Source organism: Sphingobium bisphenolivorans (genome assembly GCF_000412635.1).
Lineage (GTDB): Bacteria > Pseudomonadota > Alphaproteobacteria > Sphingomonadales > Sphingomonadaceae > Sphingobium > Sphingobium bisphenolivorans.
Window position 1 is genome coordinate 160116 of record NZ_ASTG01000009.1, and the last position, 18826, is coordinate 178941.

Genomic DNA, 18826 nt, shown 5'->3' on the forward strand with positions numbered 1-18826 from the left:
GCCGTTACAGCACGTCGCCCGCTGCGTTGAAGGCTTCTTCAGGCGTTGCGGGCAGCGGTGGCTGTACCGGCTTGTCGCACTCCGCTTCCTTCATATGGGCGCGCAGGGCGTCCATTCGGCCCAGGTTCCAACGCGCCAGCGGCACCCCAAGCGGGCGGAACTCGGCGCGGTCGAACAGCTCCACCACATAGTTTCTGCACAGCGCATCCACCTGATCCAGCGTCAACATGCCAAGGTTCATGACCATAGGCTTGCCGGGCACGCCATTGCGGCCGCGCACGAGGTCGGTGACGTAAAGCCCGCCGCGCGGATCGACCAGCACGACATCGGCTTGCGATGCATCGATCATCCGGTGGCTCGCGGCATAAGGCGCGACGAACATATGCGTCCGCCACACCAGATAGGCGCTCACCATCAGGGTGATTCCAAAGCCTAAAAAGACGGGGCGCATCGCAGCAGTCCGAAAACGCGCCCAGCCCAGCCCCGCCAGCAGGCAGAAGGGTCCGATAAAGCCATGGGCGTAGCGATAGCCCCAGCCATAGCCCTGCGCCAACGCCAGCGCGCAACCAGCAAAGCAGCCCAGCGCCAGCGGCAGTGCGATCTCCTGCCCCCTGATCGCTTGCCGCCAGCGCATCGCGAGCACGCCAAGCGCCGCCAGCGGCACCATCAGGATGTTGTTCCAGGCAGCAAAGCGGCTGAGATTGACCAGCGGCTGCCAGCGGTCGCCGAGCCGCTCGAACAGGCTGCCCACCTTGTCCGCCACACCCGCTGACGGGCGAACGTCCGTCGGCTGCCCCAGCACATGGATGAGGAAGGCGGGCCACAGCTTCGCCCAGATGATGACGATGCCGACCAGCACCAATATGTGGAACGCCGCCGCCTTCCACCGCCGGCCAAGCAGCATCCACAGGACGAAAGGTCCGATGAAGATGGGCGGGAAGTGCCATTGGTGAAGCCCTGCCGCGGCGAGCGCCACCACGCCCGCGCTGACATGCCCGGCCACGCCGCCGCGAAGCACCAGCGCCAGCCATACCATGTTAAGCGCGAAATGCCCCGTCATCGCATAGGGCGTCATCGCCGTCACCCAAAGCTGGGTCGATGAAAGCCCCAGCAGCATCGTGACCCACACGGCGTCCGGCCGATCCGGAAAGAGGTGCAACGCCACGCGCCAGAGCGCGAAAAGGCCCAGCATCAGCAGCGCGGGGCCCGCCAGATTGGGATCGCCCGCTTGCCAGAACAGCGCCTGGATCGCGCTGTTCACCGGCAGATAAGCCGCCGTCCAATAATCGGCCGCGCCGAAGGGAGAGAAGAATTCGGGCATGATCGCCCGCCGATATCCCTCCCATTCCATCGGGATCGGCCGGGCCAGGAACCCCTCCCGCATATAGGCAGCGGCAAAGCGCGCGACCTCCTCATCGCGGGAGATCGAATAGTCCTGAAACAAGAGATAATGCCCGGCCCATGCGATCAGCCCGAACAGGACGATCACCGGCACCATCGTACGCGCGCGCGGGAGCGGCAGGCGCCAGCCGACCCCTTCCGCCCAGGGCGCGGCGAGCGCCAGCAGCAGTACCGCACCGAGCAGAACCGGAAAATCCTGATCCAGAAAGAGGATGACCGCCAGGCTGATGCCATGACGGTAGGTGACGTGCCACAGGAACGTCGCCCCCAACCACAGCGTCAGGCCGATCGCGCCTGCCAGAAAGAGGCGGCGGGCGTCGATCAGTCGCGTCCCCTCCCCCATCATCGCGCCTGCGGCAGCAGCGCCTGGTTGATGAAGATGCCATCCATCTCCACCAGCAGGGGGAAATGGCCCTTGTTGTTGGCGAAGAAAGCCGAAGGCACGAAGTCGCGCTCGGCAAGCCAATCGATCATCGCGCGATAGCTTGTTCCGCCCTCATAGATCGGCCGCACGCCGAGTTCCGTCTGCACCCCCCACATCTGCGCGAGGGCGGTTCCTGCCCCTTCGCAGACGGACAGGTCATGGCCCTGCGTGTCCATCTTGAGGAAAGGCCGAGCAAAACCATGGGTGCGGCTCAGTTCCGAAAGCAGGCTCTCCAGCCGGCGGCATTGCATCTCAACCGTGCGCGTCACCTTGTTCCGCTCGGTGAAGATCGCGTCCTGCTGCTGCGAGGGAGCCTTCAATGAACTGAACTGATCGGCCGCCATGATGTTGAAGCGCGCCGGGCCATCGAAGTCGGAAAGCGCCATGTTGAACACATGCCATTTGCGATCCGACGCCGCCCGCTGGCCGAGTTCGGCGAATATATCCGGGTTGGGCTCAAAGGACAGGATCGTACCCCGGAAGCCCGCATCCTTGCGCAGCATCGTCGCATATTGGCCGCGATTGGCGCCCACGTCGAACACGCAATCGATGTCAAACGCGGTAAGGAACCGGCGGAGCGCCTGAACCTCGGGATATTGGTGAACCCGTCCCCTCAACGCCAACCGGACGGCCAGCGCGCGATCCCTCAGCTCACGGGCATGACGGCTCATGCGCGTGCCGCCAGCACGGATCGATAGATGGCAATCGTCGCCAGCGCCATGTCCTTCCAGCTACCCATTGATTCCCCATATGCCCGCGCCTGTGCGCCCAGCGCCTGCCTGATGGCCGCGCTTTCTACGAGGGGCAAGAGCGCTTGCGCAAGCGCGGCCGCATTTCCAGCGGTCACTCGCGCGGCTACGGCTTCGGGCAGGCTGGCGAACATGCCGACATCGGACACCAGCATCGGTTTGCCATGATGCAGCGCCGACAGAAAGGCGCCGCTGGAATCGATATGGCGATAAGGGAAGGCCAGAATGTCCGCCTTGCTCATATGCGCGCCCAGCCGGGGTTCGGTGAGGAAGCCGAGATCGGTGATCAGTCGCTCACCAAAACCCGCGGCACGGACGCTGTCCAGTAGGGGCGCGATGTCCATGAAGGGCTTGCCGGCGAGCGCGAGTTCGAACCGGTGACCGGTGCGCCAGAGCGTGAGGCAAGCTTCGATCAGCAGATCCACGCCCTTATAGGGGCGGATGGTGCCGAAGAAGAGGATGCGCGGCACGATCGGATCGGGCACCTGCGCCAGATCGGCCGTGCCCGCCGGAGCCAGTTGCATCGGCGGGTGGGGCGTCACATGGATGCGGCCAGCCTCCAAGCCCTGATTGAGCAGAGCGGCGCGCGTCGTTTCGCCATGCACGATCAGCGCGTCGAACATGTCGAGCAACGCGCGATAGCCCCTGCCCTGCAGCCCGGCGTCGGCATGATAGGCGTCTGCGTTATGGACGGTGTGAACCAGCGCGGTCCGACCCTTCACACGCTTCAGCAACATCCGGTCGGCCGGCGCCAGTGGCAGCCACTGGAAATGAACCACGTCGGTTTCCGCGAGCGGGCCTATGCTGCCGAAGGCGCAGCCCAGCCCATATTCGGCCGCCTTGACCAGGCGGAAAGCGCGACCCTCGCCCAGGCGGCTGCGTAACGCTTCGCTGCGGCGGAAGAAGTGGGGAGCATAATCATAAGCGTGGGGCGTGATGGCATCGGTCGGCCGCGTCGGCCGGGCCAGCAGCGTGGTCTCGACCCCCGCTGCGCCCAGCGCCCGACAGAGGCTGTCATCATAGCGCCCGGTGAAGAGCGATGGATCGCACATCACGACCTTCATGCCGCCGCCCTCATCAGACGCCGCAGCGACACGGAATGCAGGCAGGCCGCCACCACCAAGGTCAGCGTGTAAAGGCTGAGGAACGGCAGGTCGAACGCCTCCCCCGCCACGATCCGGGCAATCGGCACGCTCAAGAGTGAGCCGGCAAGGAAAGGCAGCGACCGTTTCAGCAGATGGCCAAATCGCCCCAGCGCGGCTTGCACATAAACCGAGACACAGATCACCGCGAGGGCGATCAGCGCCCCATCGATCAGCAGCAGGTCGATCCGTCCGATTGCCGCCCGGCCAGCGAACAGCCGTTCGAAAATCCAGCCGCCAAACAGCAGCAGCGCGGCGGAAGCGCCTGTGGCGAAAAACAGGGCCATTCCCAGTGCGCGGAGCATCAACTGACGCAGGCGCGCCCCCTCTTTCGCATGATAGGCGCGGGTGATGCGCGGCAGCGCTGCCTCTACCGTGGCGCGGACCAGCATCGAGAGCGCGCGCGACATCTTGAAGAAAAAGTCGAAGATCAGCATCGGCCGCGCATCCTGGGACGCCAGCGCGATGGTGAAATAGGGGGCGTTATAGGCGACGATGTCGGACAGGGTGAAGGCCGCCGATGCGCCGATATCGCGCAGATAATGCGCGCGCACATGCCCTCCGCCGACGCGGAAGGACAGCCAGTGCTCCACGTCCATGCGCAGCCGCCGATGAACGAGCGCGATCGCATAGCCGATCACCGCAATGCTGACGACGAGCTGCAACGCCACCGACACGCGCGCATCGAGGCCGCGCAGGATCAGCAGCAGCAACGCGATGGTGATCACCCGCCGCAGACAGTCGAGCGCCTCCCACAGGAAATTGCCGTCCACCGCCGCCAACGCCCGCTTGGCGAGCAGCGCGGGCAGGTTGAGGCAGGCCGAAAGGAAGAACAGCAGGAACAGCAACGGCATGCCCGTCTGCAAAGCGCCAGCCGCCAGCGCGATCACCAATATCGCCAGCCCGCCGAGGATCAGCAGCGCCAGGAAGAGGAAGAGCACACCCATCTCCTCCAGCCGGAAGCCGCCCACATCCTCCTTGCCGAGGCCGAGCCAATGCCGCCGCAGCCGCGCATAGATGATGCTGGTCAGGCCGAATTCTGCCGAAATGGTGAAATTGCCGAACGCAACCAGCAGCAGGAAAGCTTGAAACTCCCCCAGGGGCAAGGCGCGCACGAACACATAGGTGACGGCGAACCCCCAGATCAGCGTCAGGCCGACATTAGCGAGCTTGATCAGCGCGAGGACGCGGGCCGAACCTTCCATCCGGCCCAGCGCCCTGCCGAGCGGCTTGCTCACTGCGCGGCTGTTCCCAGCGGCTTGCGAGCGCGGAACAGCCGATCATCCAGCGCGAAGAAATGGCGGACGTCGGGATCGATCCCGCTAGCGTCGATCTCTTCCAGTTCGAAGCCGGCTGCCCGGATACGGTCGGCAAAGTCCAAACCATATTGGCGCACATGGTCCCACTGGCCGAAACGCCGTTCGCGCTCGCGCGGGGGAATGTCGAAGCTTCCGTCTTCGGTCGGCCTGTCCCATAATGGCACGATCAGCCACGCCTCCCCACCTGGCTTCAGCGCGCGATGAATATTACGCAGCACCGCATGATCGTCCGGCACATGCTCCATCACATGGCTGGCGTAAAAGAGGTCGTAGCGCTCCTTCTCGGCGAGCGCCATCAGGTCGACGCGGCGCATGTTCGGCACCTGATAGCGCGCCGGGTCGAGATCGGCCGGTGTATAATCGGCGGCGGCGGAGAAACGCCGCACCAGGCTGCCTTCATTGGGCGCCATGTGGAGCACGGCGCCCTGCTCCGGCACTATCAGCACCTTACCCTCGATCAGATGGTTCATCAGCCGCTCGCGCGGGGAAGCGCCGCAGCGCGGGCAACCCCATTCGGCATTGTCGCCATAGCGGAAGAAGCCGACCACCGCCTGACCGCAGGCGGGACAGCCTCGGTTCGCCCGGGCGCCCAGCGCCTTGCGCACGGCCAGCAGGGTGCGGGTCAGATGCTTGCCGGCGGCCTTCGCCACCCGCTGGAAAGTGATCACGCCATCGGCTCCGCTCAATCTTCGGATGCGCCTATACAATATGCCGCCGCTTTGGCGAGAGGGATCAGCGCGACTTGGCCGGATTCCAGATGGTGACGGTCCGCCCGCTCATGCCCTTGACCACGCCTTGCAGGGTGGCGGCATAGGCGATCATGATGTCCACCAGTGCCGCAAAAGGCCCGCTTTTCGAACGCAGCCCGATCCACAGCACGAAGACGATGCCGAGGCCCCCCACCATGTAAAGCGCGGGCGAAATGCGCATCGCCAATGTTCCCGCCGCCACTGCGCCGGTCAGGATGAATAGGCCGCCGAACCAGCGCACGATCTTGCGCGAGGCATATTTGAAGCGGTCGATGCCTGCCATCTGCCGCAGTTGCGGCCTCAGATGCGCATGGGTGTGCCAGCTGCGCGCCGCGATCCTGACCTTGCGCCGATATTCGTCACTACGCCCCGCCACCAGCCGCTCGCGCGCGATGACATCTTTCGCTTTCACCAACCGCCCGCCGGCAAAGACGACCGCCATCGAGACGGTGAGGTCGTCAAGCACGCTGTCGGGAAAGGATGGATAAAGCGCGCGCCTGATCGAGAAGATCGACCCATCCGCGCCCAGCACATTGCCGGTGCGCGATTCCTCGTCCTTCAGCCGCTCCTCGATCCGCCAGTAGAGCGATCCAACCGACGCGGTCGCGCTCTCCCCCTCCCCGATATAGTGCAGCGACCCCAGCACGCCGCCAATCTCGGGATCGGCATAGCGAGCCAGCAGATTGTCAATGGCGTCGGCGTCCAGCAGCACATTGGCGTCGGTGAAGATCAGCACTTCACCCCGCGCCCGCGCCGCAAGCTGCTTCATCCCGTGCGCCTTGCCGCTCCGCCCCGGCCCTTGCACCAGTGTCACCAGATCGCCGCGCGCCCTGATCTGCGCCGCCGTATCGTCACTCGATCCGTCATCGAAGGCCAGGATTTCCAGATCGGGGTGCCGCGCCTTCAGCATGGCAAGATTGGCCAGCTTCTCCGGCATCGCTGCCGCCTCATTATAGGCGCAGAAGAGCAGCGAGGCGGTCGGCGCCGCACCCGCGAGCGGATGTTCAGCCCGCGTCGGCAGCAACCGCAGGATCAGCGGATAGAAGAGGAACGGCCAGGCCACCGCCGCGAGCGACAGCAGCAGGACGCCCCCCGCGATCAGGTCGATGCCGCTCATCAATAGGCCTTGTGATGGACCAGCACGCCGATGGTCGCGACGATGATCCGCAGGTCGCGCCAGATCGACCATTTGGTGACATATTCCAGGTCCGACTGGAGCCGATCGATCAGGTCCTGATGATGATCGGTCGATCCGCGATGCCCTCGCACCTGGGCCAGCCCGGTCATGCCCGGCTTGATACAGTGCCGCTCCCAATAACGGTCATCGACCTCCCAATAGAGGCTGTCGCCCGCCTTGGCGGCGGCCGCATGAGGGCGCGGACCGACGATGCTCATGTCGCCGCGCAGCACGTTGAACAGCTGGGGCAGTTCATCGATGCTGGTCTTGCGCAGGAAACGTCCGACCGGCGTCACCCGGTCATCGTCGCGCGCGGTCAGCCGGTCTGCTTTGCGATCGCTCACCTCCACCCGCATCGACCGGAACTTGTAGATGTGGAAGGGCGCCGCATCGCGGCCGATGCGCGGCTGGCGGAAGATGATCGGGCCGGGGCTGGTCAGCTTCACCGCCAGCGCCGCCGCGATCAGGACCGGCGAAAGCGCCAGTGTGGCGATCGTCGCCACGACGATGTCGAAGAGCCGCTTGATGATGCGATCGCGGAACTGGAAGGGGCCGCCCGCTACGATGATCGTCGGCTGGCCGCCAAACTCATCCACCCGCGCGGGCGCGAAGCGAAGCAGTTCGGGCACGACGATCTCCCCCCGCGCGGAGAGCGACTTGAGCGCCACCGACCAGTCGCCCATCCGGTCCACCGGGCAGGCGACGATCACCCGCTCGGCAAGGCCGACCGCCGCCGCGAGACGGGCGGCCATGTCAGCATCGTGCCGCTCCGGCCGCAGCCCCGCTGCATCCGCCTCTATCACGTCCATATGTGGGCGCGTCTCGATGGTCACGCCGTCCATGATGACGGCGGTAAGATGCGGCACCTCCCCCAGCAACCGCGCCCCCAGCCGGTCGATCGCCAGCCGCACGATCGCCACGCTGACGGCGGAAAAGCACAGCCCCACCACGAAGGTCAGGCGCGACAACTGCTCCGCGATCTTTCCCAGATAAACGATCAGCAGCATCAGCATCGCCGCCTGCGCAAGGGCCAGCAGCCCGCGAAAAATTCCGCGGCGCACATCGTCCAACATATGGATGCCATAAGCGCCGCCCTGCACGCCCAGCAGCACATAGATCGGCGCGATCATCGCGAACATGACAAGGCCGTGGGGCTTGCCCGGCTCACCCCATAGCGCGCCCAGCACGAAGAAGTTGGCGAGCAGGAAGGACAGGAACAGCCCCGCCATGTCCCCCAGCAGACACAGCAGATAGAGCCGCAACCGGACAATTTCCTTGGAGACTGACACTTTGCGCCTTGCTTGCCTTTGCTTGGCAGCCCCGTTGGCACTGTGCGACATGGCTTGCAAGGTTGAAATCCGCCCTGTTCCCGCGAAGGCAGGAACCCCGTCCCGCCATTGCCCATTCCGCACTTGCTTCGAACGGGGCGCCTGCGATCGAAGGAGCACGCAGCTCACATCGCGAAGAGCCGCGTCAGCGCCTTGTCGAGCATCAGCAACTGCCACAGCAGCCGGCCATGATCGGCAATGCCAGCTCTATGGTCAGCCGCTACCTTGCCCAGCATCCGGGTGTCGAACCAGCCGGTCTTCGCCAGCGCCGATCCACCCGCGATGGCCGTCGCCTCTCCCGCCAGCGCACCCCGGAACCAGTCGCTGATCGGCGTCACGAAACCCATTTTCGGGCGGTAGAGGATATCCTGCGGCAGGAACGGCTCCATCGCCTTCTTCATCAGATATTTGCCGCTATTGCCACGGATACGCTGCGCCACGGGCAGCTTCGCCGCGAACTCCACCAGGCGATGATCCAGCAGCGGCTCGCGCGCCTCCAGGCTGACGGCCATGCTCATCCGGTCGGTCTTGGTCAGGATGTCGCCGGGCAGCCAGATCCGCAGATCGGCATATTGCGCCCGGTCGAGCGGATCGCGCGCGGGTGCCTGCGCCATCATCCTGACGTAGCGGTCCTCGGCCCGATAGCCGCCGAGCCGCGACTTCATATCCTGGCTGAACAATCGCTGCCGCAGCGCATGCGGCGTCACCCCAACCGAAGCCGCATAGGCTTCCCCGCCCTCGCCCGCCAGTTCCAGCAAGGTCGATTTGGCGCGCAGGGGACGCGGCGCCCAATCGGCCTTGGGGTAATAGCGGCCGAGCGTGCCGAACAGCGGTTCCCTGACCGACGCCGGGATCAGGCCGCGCAGCCTCTCCCCCTGCATCTGGAAGCGGTGCCGCCGATAGCCGGCAAAGGCCTCGTCCGCGCCGTCGCCGGACAAAGCGACGGTCACCTGCTCCCGCGCCAGTTCGCATACCCGGTAGGTCGGCAGCGCGGACGCATCGGCGAAGGGCTCGTCGAAATGCAATGCCAGCGTGTCGATCAAGCCATAATCATCGGGCGAGACGATCCGCGTGCGATGATCGGTCGCGAAACGGCGGGCGATCCGGTCGGCGTAGGCCGTCTCGTCGAGCGCCGCGACATCGAAGCCGATCGTGCAGGTCTTGACCGCCTGTTTGGAAGCCTCGGCCATCAGGGCCACGACACTGCTGCTATCGACGCCGCCCGACAGGAAGGCACCGAGCGGCACATCGGCCACCATGCGGGATCGCACCGCCTGCCGCATCAGGGCGACAAGCTCCTCCTCCAGCGCTTGCGGCGACGACTTGCTGCGGTCGGCGAAGCTGATGTCCCAATAGCGCTGCGGCTGTGGCAGCGGTCGTCCCCGCACGACACGCAGCGTCTCCCCCGCGCCGAGCTTGCGCACCCCCGCCACCATGCAGGCATCGTCTGGCACATAGCCGAGGCTGAGATAATCCTCGACCGCCGACAGGTCCGGCGCACGGCGCAGCAGGGGATGCGCGAGCAGGCTCTTCAGCTCCGACCCGAAGATCAGGCTGCCGTCCGACAGCAGCGCATAGTGAAGCGGCTTGACCCCCAGCCGGTCGCGCACCAACCACAGGGCCTGCGCCCGCGCGTCGAACAGGGCGAAGGCGAACATGCCGTTGAACTTCTCGACGCAGGATTCGCCCCATTGCCGGTATCCGTGCAGGATGACTTCCGTGTCGCTATGGGTGCGAAAGACATGGCCCTTGGCCTCCAGCTCCGCGCGGACTTCCCGGAAGTTATAGATTTCGCCGTTGAACACGACGGCCAGGCTGTCATCCTCCGTCAGCATCGGCTGCGCACCGCTGCCGAGGTCGATGATCGACAGCCGCAAATGCCCCAGCCCCACACCGGGCGCAGTCCAGATGCCGCTGTCGTCCGGGCCGCGCCAAGGCATGGCGTCCAGCATCATGCCGACCCGCGCCGGATCGACGGGCTTTGCCGTTTCGAGGTGGAAGATGCCCGCTATGCCGCACATGCGAAAGGGCCCTAAAGCATTTTGAAGTCGGCTGGAACTGCCGCTAGTGCGCAAAATACGACCATCACGACCTAGCTGGTCCCGAGGCTGCGCTCGGCCAGGTCCTTCACATTCCCCATGTCGCGCAGGAAAGCGGCGATGGCAGCGCCTGCGGACTGGCCGCCGCGTTCCTCCGCCGACACCAATATGGCGGCCGCGCGCTGGTCGCGGTTCAGCAGCCGGGCAGCCATGGTCTGAAGCTTCACCCGGTGGGCGCTGCCCGTCGGCTCACCCTCGCCCACCACATAGAAACTGACCACCTGCCGCACGGCCTTGCCGGGCGCGGTGATCTGTTCCCCCCGGCCATAGGGCGGCGCCGGGGCGGGCTGGGTCCAGGTCCAGCCGCTGTTCGCTCCAGCGGCCCCCTGCCCGAAGCCGACCAGTTCGCGGCCTTCCTCCTGCCGGTCATAGGTTATGATGGCGAGGTCCACGACCTGGCCGGCAGCGCTGCGATACCGTGCCATGCCCTGATAATCCGCGCCGTCAAAGCGCGGCTTCCACGGGGTAAGCGGCGCTGTGTCGCTCCGCGTCCAGCCCCTCACGATCGGCATCGCCGGCGCGCCAAGCAGCGGCTGCCCCGCTGCGGAGCTGGCCGCCAGCCACAGCGGGGCCGCCATGATCAGCGCCAACGCGCCTAGAGCGATGGAAGCAAGCTTGGATCCTCGTGGAGCCTGCGGCTGCAATCGCTGAGGATCGAACCAGGGATCACCCGGCTTCCGGTCGAAAAAGGGCCAGGCCGCAGCCATCACGACTGTCATGATGACAGCGAAGAAGACCCAGCCATAAACGACATGATCAAAGCCCGCCGCCGCATCGATCGAGGTCATCTCCGCCAGCCAGATGGTCGCAAAGGCGCGCACGCCGTTGGCGAGAATCGAGAGGCAGAGCGCCCCCGCCAGAAACATGACCCGGCGCGACCAGCGCGAAAAGCAGAGGTTGCAGACCAGCATGCCGTAGGCCGTCATCGCGATCACGAACTTGGCGCCCGAGCAGGCCTCCGCCACCTCGAAATAGCCGCCCGGCGTCGTGATGAAAATGCCCTGCATCTGCGCCGGGACGCCCGCCGCCGCCAGGAGGGCCATGCAGATATGCGCCGTCACAAGCTGGAGCGGCGCGACGATCTCCTCCCCGAAGGGGATCATGAAGAAGGCGTAGAAGAGCGGAAAGAGCAGCGCGCGCGCCACTACCCGCCCCAGCAGAGCGATCACCGCCCCCTGCATCATCAGCACCAGCGCGCCATGCCGCACGACTGCGACGCCGGCCGCTGCGCCCAGCATCCATGCCAGCGCCCCCAGCGCCAGCCAGACAAGCCCCGGCGGCCAGGCTACTGGCTCCAGTTGCTTCAATCCCGGCAGACGCTGCTGCACCAGCCATGCGATCAGCAGCGGAATGAACAGGCAATGGCCGTAAGTGGACGCATTCCACCAGATCGACACCATGGCCTGCACATCGCGATGGAACAGCGCGACGATGACAAAGCCGACGATCGCCAGTGCGGCCAGATGCTCGCGCCAGCCGGTCAGTTGGTGATCCCGCGCCCTCGCAGCCGCCAGCAACTGGCTCATGCCGCCCTGGCGTCTCTGGCTGGTCCGAACAGCATGTTGGGCAGATCGCGCAAGGTTGCGGACCAGCGGTACCGCTCCTCCATCCGCGCGCGCGCCGCGATCCCGAGCCGCTTTGCCCGATCGCGATCGGACAGCAGTGCGGAAACCTGCCGCGCCTCGTCGGTCGGATCGCTGGCGACGATCAGATGCTCACCGTCACGCGCATCGATCCCCTCGGCGGCCTGGGGCGAAGCGACGACCGGCCGCGCCATCGCCATCGCTTCGAGCACCTTGTTCTGGATACCGCGCGCGATCCGCAAGGGAGCGACGACGACATCCGCCGCCACCAGCCAGCCTCGGACATCCGGCACGCCGCCTGTCACGATCACGCCAGGCAAGCCGGCAAGCGCCTGAACCTGCTTCACCGGATTGCGGCCGACGATCGCAAAGCGGGCGTCGCCGTGGACCGCGCGGATCGCGGGCAACACTTCCCGCGCAAAGCTTTCGACCGCCTCGACGTTCGGCCGATAATCCATCTGGCCGGTGAAGACGATCAACGGCCCCTCGCCTTGCTCGGCCCTGTCGAAATTCGCCTCCGGATCGAAATAGTCGAGCGCGACGCCATTATCGATGGCGACGATCCGGTCCGCGCCAAGGCCGCTCGCCTCCCGAAACAACGCAGCCTCCGCCTCGCTGACAAAGGCGCACAGGTCCGCCCGATCCGCCACCTTGCGTTCGAAATCCAGCAGGACCCGCGCCTCGCGCCGGTTGATCCACGCCATCGGCCCGCTCCCTTGCGCGCCATAGCTCGCATATTTGGCAGAATCGAAATCCACGAAATCCATGACGAAGCGCGTCTGGGACGGCAGCACCGGAACGAAATGCGCCATTTGCGCCGAATAGGTGACGACGGCGGAGATCGGCCGTTCCGCCAGCATGCGCGCAACCCAGCGATGCAGCCCTGGATGATCGAAAAGCGATACCAGCAGCGACTGGCCCGTCGCCAACCCCTTCATCCCCGCCATGAGGCGCGAGCGGTTTCGCATCAGCACGCATTGGCTGGCGGTCATCTGCGCCATGTCGAGCGCGAAACCCATGTCCCGCGCATCGTCGGCAAAGCAGCCGACATGGACGGGCGCCAACTCAGCCATCCTCTCCAGCAGATGGTAGGATCGGATCTTGTCTCCCCGATCGGGCGGGAAGGGAATGCGGTGGCAGAGGAAAAGTATCTCGCCGCTCACCCCAGTCCCCTCGCGATGAGAGGGCCGATCAGGTTGGCGACCGGCAGCGGCAGCTTCTTCCAGAGCTCCACCCGGCGCTGATATTGCGGGCTGGTGGGGCTGATGTCTCGCCGCTCTCCGGTTGCGGACCAGCTATGGTAGGACAGCGGCACCGGATCGAAGCCGAAACTCTTTTTCCACGCCGCCTGCCCGCTGCCCGTCTTGGAACGGCCGAAGTCGAAGACATGCATCCCGCGCTCCCGGCCATGCCCCATCAGTCGGTAATACATCAGCTCATTGGACCGCAGCCGCCGCGCATCGGCGATGCCGCCGCCCCAGAAGGGCATGACCCGGCTGGCATGATAGAGCGTCAGCACCGCCGAAACCGGCCGCTCGCCCTCATAAACGGCCAATATATCGGCATCGTCGCCGAATTGCGCCAGCACCTCCCGGAACAGGCGCGCCGGAAAGACCGGCGTGCCCAGATTGCGCACGCTTTCCGAATAGACCCGATAATGATCGCGCAGCAGTTTGTTCGACCGGCCGACCTCCACCCGCAGCGCGGGGTTGGCGAGTGCCTTGCGCAGCTCCGCGCGGTGCTTGCGCGGCACGGCGAGCAGTTCCGCCTCGTCACCCGCCGCAATCGGACGCGTAAAGCCGAGATGGGTCCCCTCATGCCGCTGCCAGTCTCCCCCCGGCATCGCTCCGCCGCGCAGTTCGATCGAGCCGATAGCCTTGTCCCGTGCCAGCCCCTCCGCCGCGCGGACGAGGGCGGCCGCCGCAGCCGGATCATGCGCCAGCACCCCGCCATCCACCGCGAAGCCCGACGATACCAGCGCCTGCCCGAACAACATGCTCTTCACATGATGGAGCGGCAAAAGGCCCACGATCTGCCCGGAAGGTGCCACGGCGGCGAACAGATGCGCGCGATTGCCGGTGCTGCGCTCTACCCCCTGCAGCCATGCCGGCCGATGAAAGGGCGTTCCCGCCTCCTGCGCCATGACGAAGCTGTCCGCCGCCCGCCCCTGCTCCGCATCCGCCAGATCCAGCGCCGTGACCATGATCCCGGTCGCCGCACTCACGATGCCCGCTCCGCTTCCTGGCGCACCAGGGCATCGACTCGCGTCCATTCGAAATCCTGCATCAGGCGGCGCAGCTTGCCCGCCATGGCCGACAGCCTGCTATAATGGCGCAGCCGTGATCGCAAAGGCGCGGCATCGACGCGGGGCTGATCCGGGTCGATCTCCCACGGATGGAAATAGACGATCGCCGGCCGCTGCTCCTGCCCGTTCACCTGGCCGATCGCCCAGCGCGAAAAGCGATAGGGCAGCAGCCGGAAGAAGCCGCCGCCGCCTGCCGCAAGCGTTCGCCCCGCCAGTCGCGCCGTCGTCACCGGCAGCTCGACCAGAGCCGATCCCTCGACCGGCCTCCAGGCAAAGCGCGGGCTTTCCGGCCAGCCATAATGATCGTGTCGGACAGGGGCGACGCTGCTGGAATAGGCATAGCCCTCCTCCGCCAGCACCGCATGCGCCCATGGCGTGCGCCGGTCGATCGAAAAGCTCGGCGCGCGATAGCCGATCACCGCCTGCCCGCTCGCATCCTCCAGTACCGCCCGCGATTTGCGCAGGTCGTCGCGAAACTGTTCCGGCGTGAAGGTGAAGACGCGGGCATGGTCATAGCCATGGCTCGCCACCTCATGGCCAGCAGCGGCAATCCGCCGCATCAGCGCCGGATAGCGCTCCGCCACCCAGCCCAGGGTGAAGAAGGTCGCCTTCACCCCCGCCTCGTCGAACAGCGCCAGCACCGCGTCGGTGTTTCGTTCGACGCGATGGCCAAGGCTCGCCCAATCCTCGCGCCGGATCGTGCGCTCGAACGCGCCGACCTGGAACCAGTCCTCTACATCGACGGAAAGCGCATTGCGCATAGGCTTCGTCAGGCGGCGGCGCTGTGCGGCGCGTCGCTCATCCGTTCCTCACGCTCCACCCATTCGACCAGCAGCGTCAGCACCCGACGCAGCGCCGTATCCTGCTCCGTCACGCGAAATTCCAGGGTGGAAAGCCGCTCCTCGACCAGCGCGAAACAGTCCTTCACGGCTTCGGGATCGACGCTCGGCACGACCCGCGCGAAATCCTGCTCGGCCCGCAGCGTTTCAATCTCCGCGCGCAACGAAGCGATCTCTTCCCGCAGACCAGCGGCGGGTTCCGGCCGAGCCTTGCGCATCGCGTCAATCTCCGCGCGAAGCGCCGTCACTTCACCCGAAAGCGCCGGGTCAGCCGCGACTGGCTGCGGCGCGGCAACCAGCTCGACCAGTTCCTCGGCCTCGTCCAGAACCGAATGCGCCATCGGCTGCGGCGTCACATCGGCGTCCGCCCCCATGTCCGCGACCACCGCATAGACCGCATCGGCATCGATCACCGACAGCTGGTCCAGCGCGCCCAGCAGCAGCACCCGGCTGGTCAGCACGTTGATCCGGCGCGGCACGCCGCCCGTCGCGGCATAAATGGCGTTGAAGGCTTCGGCCGTGAACTGCGGCTCCCCATTCCAGCCGACCAGCGACAGGCGGTGGAGGATATAGGGCTCGACCTCCCGCCGCATCATGGGATCGAGATGGTGGGTGGCGATCACGCGCTGGCGCAGCTGCTCCAGTTCCGGCGACTTCACCAGTTCGCGAAACTCCGGCTGTCCAAGCAGGAAGATCTGCAACAGCGACTGTCCGCCCAGCTGGAAGTTGGAGAGCATGCGCAGTTCCTCGATCGCGGAGATCGGCAGGTTCTGCGCCTCGTCCACGATCAGCAGCGTGCGCTTGCCGGCGCGCGCCTGGGTGTGCAGATAGCCCTCGATCTGGCGCAATATCTGCGCCTTGGGCATGCCGTCGACGGCAAGTCCGAAGCTTTGCGCAGCAAGGCGCAGCATGTCGTCGCCCTCGACCTGCGTCGACACGATCTTCACCGCCGTCAGCCGCGCCGCATCGACCGTGTTCATCAGGTGCCCGACCAGCGTCGTCTTGCCCGCGCCGATGTCGCCGGTGATAACGATGAAGCCCTCCCCCTGCGCCAGGCCATACCCCAGATAGGATAGCGCCTTGCGGTGGGTCGCGCTTTCGAAATAGAAATGCGGGTCCGGCGTCAGCTGGAACGGGCGTCCCTGCAAGCCGTAGAACTGATCGTACATACTCTATCTCTCCACCCGACCGGGCATTTGCTTAGAAATTGTAGCGCAGGCCAATCTGGCCCATGGCACTGATCACGGTATCCAGGTCGTCGGCCTTAGCACTGTCCACGCCGACCGACGCCGATGCCTGAAGGTTGCGGCTGACCAGCCGGTAATAGCTGGTGAACGCGCCAAGGTTCAGCACGTCGAGCCGCGCGCCGCTGGCGTCGAAATAATTGACATAGACCGCGGTATCGATGCTCGACTGGCGGTCGACATGATAGGTAAGCGAGGCGTTGCCATACCAATTCTGGTCCCGCGTTCCGCGCACGAAGACCGTCTCGCCCGAAGGTGTCACGAACTTGCGCTGCGAATAGCCAAGGCCGACCCCCATCGCCCAAGGCCCCCGCTCCGCCGCATATTGCATCGCGACGCCGCGATAGCGGAAGTTGGCGGCGGTGATGCCCGACAGGGCGTCGTTGAAGCACTGCCCACCGCCCGTGACGGAGAAGGCGCAGCCGGTGAAATCACCAGTGAAGGGATTGCGGACCACATTCAGATCGCTTCCCGACACCGACGCGACATTGGAGGTGATGACCCGGCCGAAACTGTCGATCCCGTCGAACACCACCAGCGCCAGGGACTGGTTGCGGCCGTGCCAGATGAAGCTGCCGGAGTAGGTCATGCCGCCATAGCGCTCCCCGACCCGCGCTTCGAGCGAAGTGCGGCGGCTGGGGCGCCAAAGGACGCCAACATCCCATATGATGTCATCGAATTCGTAGATCAGCTGCCGGGGCGAGCTTTCATCGGTGACATAGCGGCCGCTGGATGAGATCACCGGCGCGCCATTGCTGTCGAGCAAGGGGGAGCGCTGGCTGATCGCAATATCCTCATAACCGACCCCGCCGACCAGTGCGAGCGTGGGCGATATCGGCAGTGTCGCGTCGAGCCGGCCCCATTTATCCTCGAACCGCTGGTCGAGCTGGCTCGCCTCCTCACGGCTGTAGCCTGCGCTGGCGACGAGGCCGAGCGGCATCCAGACACCGGGAGAGACGCCGACAGATCCCATCAGGTCATGCGTCCAGGATTCAGCGAAACCGCCACCGCGGAACGGGCCGACATTCACATCATCATCGACGCGGGCGTAGCCGAGCCGGTAGCTGGCGTTGACATTGAGATCGCCCACCCGCCCGGCATAGGACGGCCCGAAATAGGCGGCATAAACCTGACTGGTGAGATCGTCGTTGCGGACCGCCGCGCCCGACAGACCATCCGTCCGCACGCGCGTCGCCATCGCCCCCGCGTTCAGCGCAAGGCCCGGCGCGACCGCCAGCCGGCCAGCGACGATGCCGCTGATGACGTCCTGATCGCTCAGCTGCTCGCCCCAGCCGAAGCTGTGATTATATTGAACGTCCGCGCCGACCTCCAACCGCCGCGTCTGCACGCTCGCCGTCACGCCCGCCGTGACATTGGTGTAGGTCAGCACGTCGCCGCCGCCCTCGATCGGCGCGACTACGACCTGGTCGATGCCGAGATAAGGCGCGACCTCCACCTTTCGCCGCTCCTGCGCGTGGGCGGGAACGGCAAGCAGCCAGAAGCCCACAGTGCTCATCAGGAAATGGGAAGCACGCATCAGTCGGCCTGCCCCTTGGCATAATAGCTGCCGAAGCGCCGTCCGCCACTTGCGAAACGCACCCCGTTGATCAGCAGCCTGACGTCCGGCCCGCCTCTCAACATGGCCGCCGCCTCACGCAGCGCACCTTCCGCCGTGCGGTCCGCCCGCACCACCAGCAGCGCGATGGCGGCATGGCTCGCCAGCACAGACGCCGCCGACGCCGCCAGCAAAGGCGGCGAATCGAACAGGATGATGCGCTCGGGCCGCCCCTCGGTCAGGCGACCCAGCAGCATCTCCGTCCGCGCGGAGGAGAGATATTCGGTGTCGTTGTTGCTCCGCTGACCGGCAGGAAGAACCGAAAGCGACGGGATATCCGTCCGCAGCACGCAATCCTCGATCGTGATCGCAGGATCTGCCAGCGCGTCCATCAACCCCGGTCCGGCGGTAAGGCCCAGTGCTTCAGGAATGCCGGGCTTGCCGAAGTCCGCATCGACCAGCAGGATTTCCCGGTCCTTTTCCGCCGCTAGGCTGAGCGCCAGATTGATCGCGGTGAAGCTCTTGCCATCTCCGCTATGCGCCGAGCACACGAGCACGCGATTGCCCCGCGCATGGCCCGCCAGCGCGGCGAGCAGATCGCGCTTCAGCAGCCGGAACTCCTCGCTCATGGCGGTTACCGGCCCGTCCGGCAGCAGATAGCCCGCCTCGACCAGCGCGATGCGGTCGATCGGCTGCACCGGGCCGCTCCAGTCGGGCGCGCGATAGCCGGTTTGCGCAGCAGCGATCTCCGGTGCTTGCGGCGCAAGCTCCACCAGCGCCTCGTCTTCCGGCACCTCGACCGCCGGCGCCGCACGTCCCTGCAGCGCCGCGTTGAAGTCGTAAATCTCGGTCGCGCGCTCGATCAACGAGCCGCTGGACAGGGACTTATGCTTGTTCATCCGTCGTCCCCTT

15 protein-coding genes are annotated in these 18826 nt (G+C 65.8%); all 15 read right to left on the bottom strand.

Features of this window, described 5'->3' with window-relative positions; translation table 11 throughout:
- Positions 1-4 precede the first annotated feature (4 nt).
- The 15 genes from L858_RS0108655 to L858_RS0108725 all read right to left on the bottom strand — a co-directional run bounded on the left by L858_RS0108655 (position 5) and on the right by L858_RS0108725 (position 18813).
- A complete protein-coding gene (locus L858_RS0108655) occupies positions 5-1744 on the bottom strand; it encodes a hypothetical protein (RefSeq protein ID WP_022682755.1) in 1740 nt (579 codons plus the stop codon).
- Positions 1744-2496 (bottom strand): FkbM family methyltransferase, encoded by a 753-nt coding sequence (locus L858_RS0108660; RefSeq protein ID WP_022682756.1) that lies wholly within the window; start codon positions 2494-2496, stop codon positions 1744-1746. The genes L858_RS0108655 and L858_RS0108660 overlap by 1 nt, the downstream gene beginning before the upstream one ends.
- Positions 2493-3638 (bottom strand): glycosyltransferase family 4 protein, encoded by a 1146-nt coding sequence (locus L858_RS0108665; RefSeq protein WP_022682757.1) that lies wholly within the window; start codon positions 3636-3638, stop codon positions 2493-2495. The genes L858_RS0108660 and L858_RS0108665 overlap by 4 nt, the downstream gene beginning before the upstream one ends.
- The gene (locus tag L858_RS0108670; protein WP_028055958.1) at positions 3635-4921 is read right to left on the bottom strand and encodes a polysaccharide biosynthesis protein; all 1287 of its coding nucleotides are present in this window, start codon (positions 4919-4921) and stop codon (positions 3635-3637) included. The genes L858_RS0108665 and L858_RS0108670 overlap by 4 nt, the downstream gene beginning before the upstream one ends.
- Before the next feature lie 29 nt (positions 4922-4950).
- Complete coding sequence (locus L858_RS0108675) at positions 4951-5703, bottom strand: class I SAM-dependent methyltransferase (protein WP_028055959.1); 753 nt, start codon at positions 5701-5703, stop codon at positions 4951-4953.
- A 64-nt stretch (positions 5704-5767) separates the two neighbouring features.
- Positions 5768-6901, bottom strand: a complete 1134-nt coding sequence (locus tag L858_RS0108680) for a glycosyltransferase (protein WP_022682760.1) — start codon at positions 6899-6901, stop codon at positions 5768-5770.
- A complete protein-coding gene (locus tag L858_RS0108685) occupies positions 6901-8301 on the bottom strand; it encodes a sugar transferase (RefSeq protein ID WP_193742856.1) in 1401 nt (466 codons plus the stop codon). Before L858_RS0108685 ends, L858_RS0108680 begins: the two co-directional genes overlap by 1 nt.
- A 113-nt stretch (positions 8302-8414) precedes the next feature.
- On the bottom strand, positions 8415-10310 hold the full coding sequence (locus tag L858_RS0108690; protein WP_022682762.1) for an XrtA/PEP-CTERM system amidotransferase: 1896 nt from the start codon (positions 10308-10310) through the stop codon (positions 8415-8417).
- 71 nt (positions 10311-10381) lie between these two features.
- Positions 10382-11914, bottom strand: coding sequence for an exosortase A (gene xrtA, locus L858_RS0108695; RefSeq protein ID WP_022682763.1), 1533 nt, complete (start codon positions 11912-11914; stop codon positions 10382-10384).
- Entirely contained in the window at positions 11911-13134 is a 1224-nt protein-coding gene (locus L858_RS0108700; RefSeq protein ID WP_022682764.1) for a TIGR03087 family PEP-CTERM/XrtA system glycosyltransferase, read from the bottom strand. Before L858_RS0108700 ends, xrtA begins: the two co-directional genes overlap by 4 nt.
- Entirely contained in the window at positions 13131-14174 is a 1044-nt protein-coding gene (locus L858_RS0108705) for a FemAB family XrtA/PEP-CTERM system-associated protein (protein WP_037504515.1), read from the bottom strand. The genes L858_RS0108700 and L858_RS0108705 overlap by 4 nt, the downstream gene beginning before the upstream one ends.
- A 17-nt stretch (positions 14175-14191) precedes the next feature.
- Positions 14192-15037, bottom strand: a complete 846-nt coding sequence (locus tag L858_RS0108710; protein ID WP_022682766.1) for an XrtA system polysaccharide deacetylase — start codon at positions 15035-15037, stop codon at positions 14192-14194.
- A gap of 8 nt (positions 15038-15045) precedes the next feature.
- Positions 15046-16284, bottom strand: a complete 1239-nt coding sequence (locus tag L858_RS0108715) for an XrtA/PEP-CTERM system-associated ATPase (protein ID WP_022682767.1) — start codon at positions 16282-16284, stop codon at positions 15046-15048.
- Between the two features lie 31 nt (positions 16285-16315).
- Entirely contained in the window at positions 16316-17896 is a 1581-nt protein-coding gene (locus tag L858_RS0108720) for a hypothetical protein (protein ID WP_022682768.1), read from the bottom strand.
- The gene (locus L858_RS0108725; protein ID WP_022682769.1) at positions 17896-18813 is read right to left on the bottom strand and encodes a P-loop NTPase; all 918 of its coding nucleotides are present in this window, start codon (positions 18811-18813) and stop codon (positions 17896-17898) included. The genes L858_RS0108720 and L858_RS0108725 overlap by 1 nt, the downstream gene beginning before the upstream one ends.
- Positions 18814-18826 lie beyond the last annotated feature (13 nt).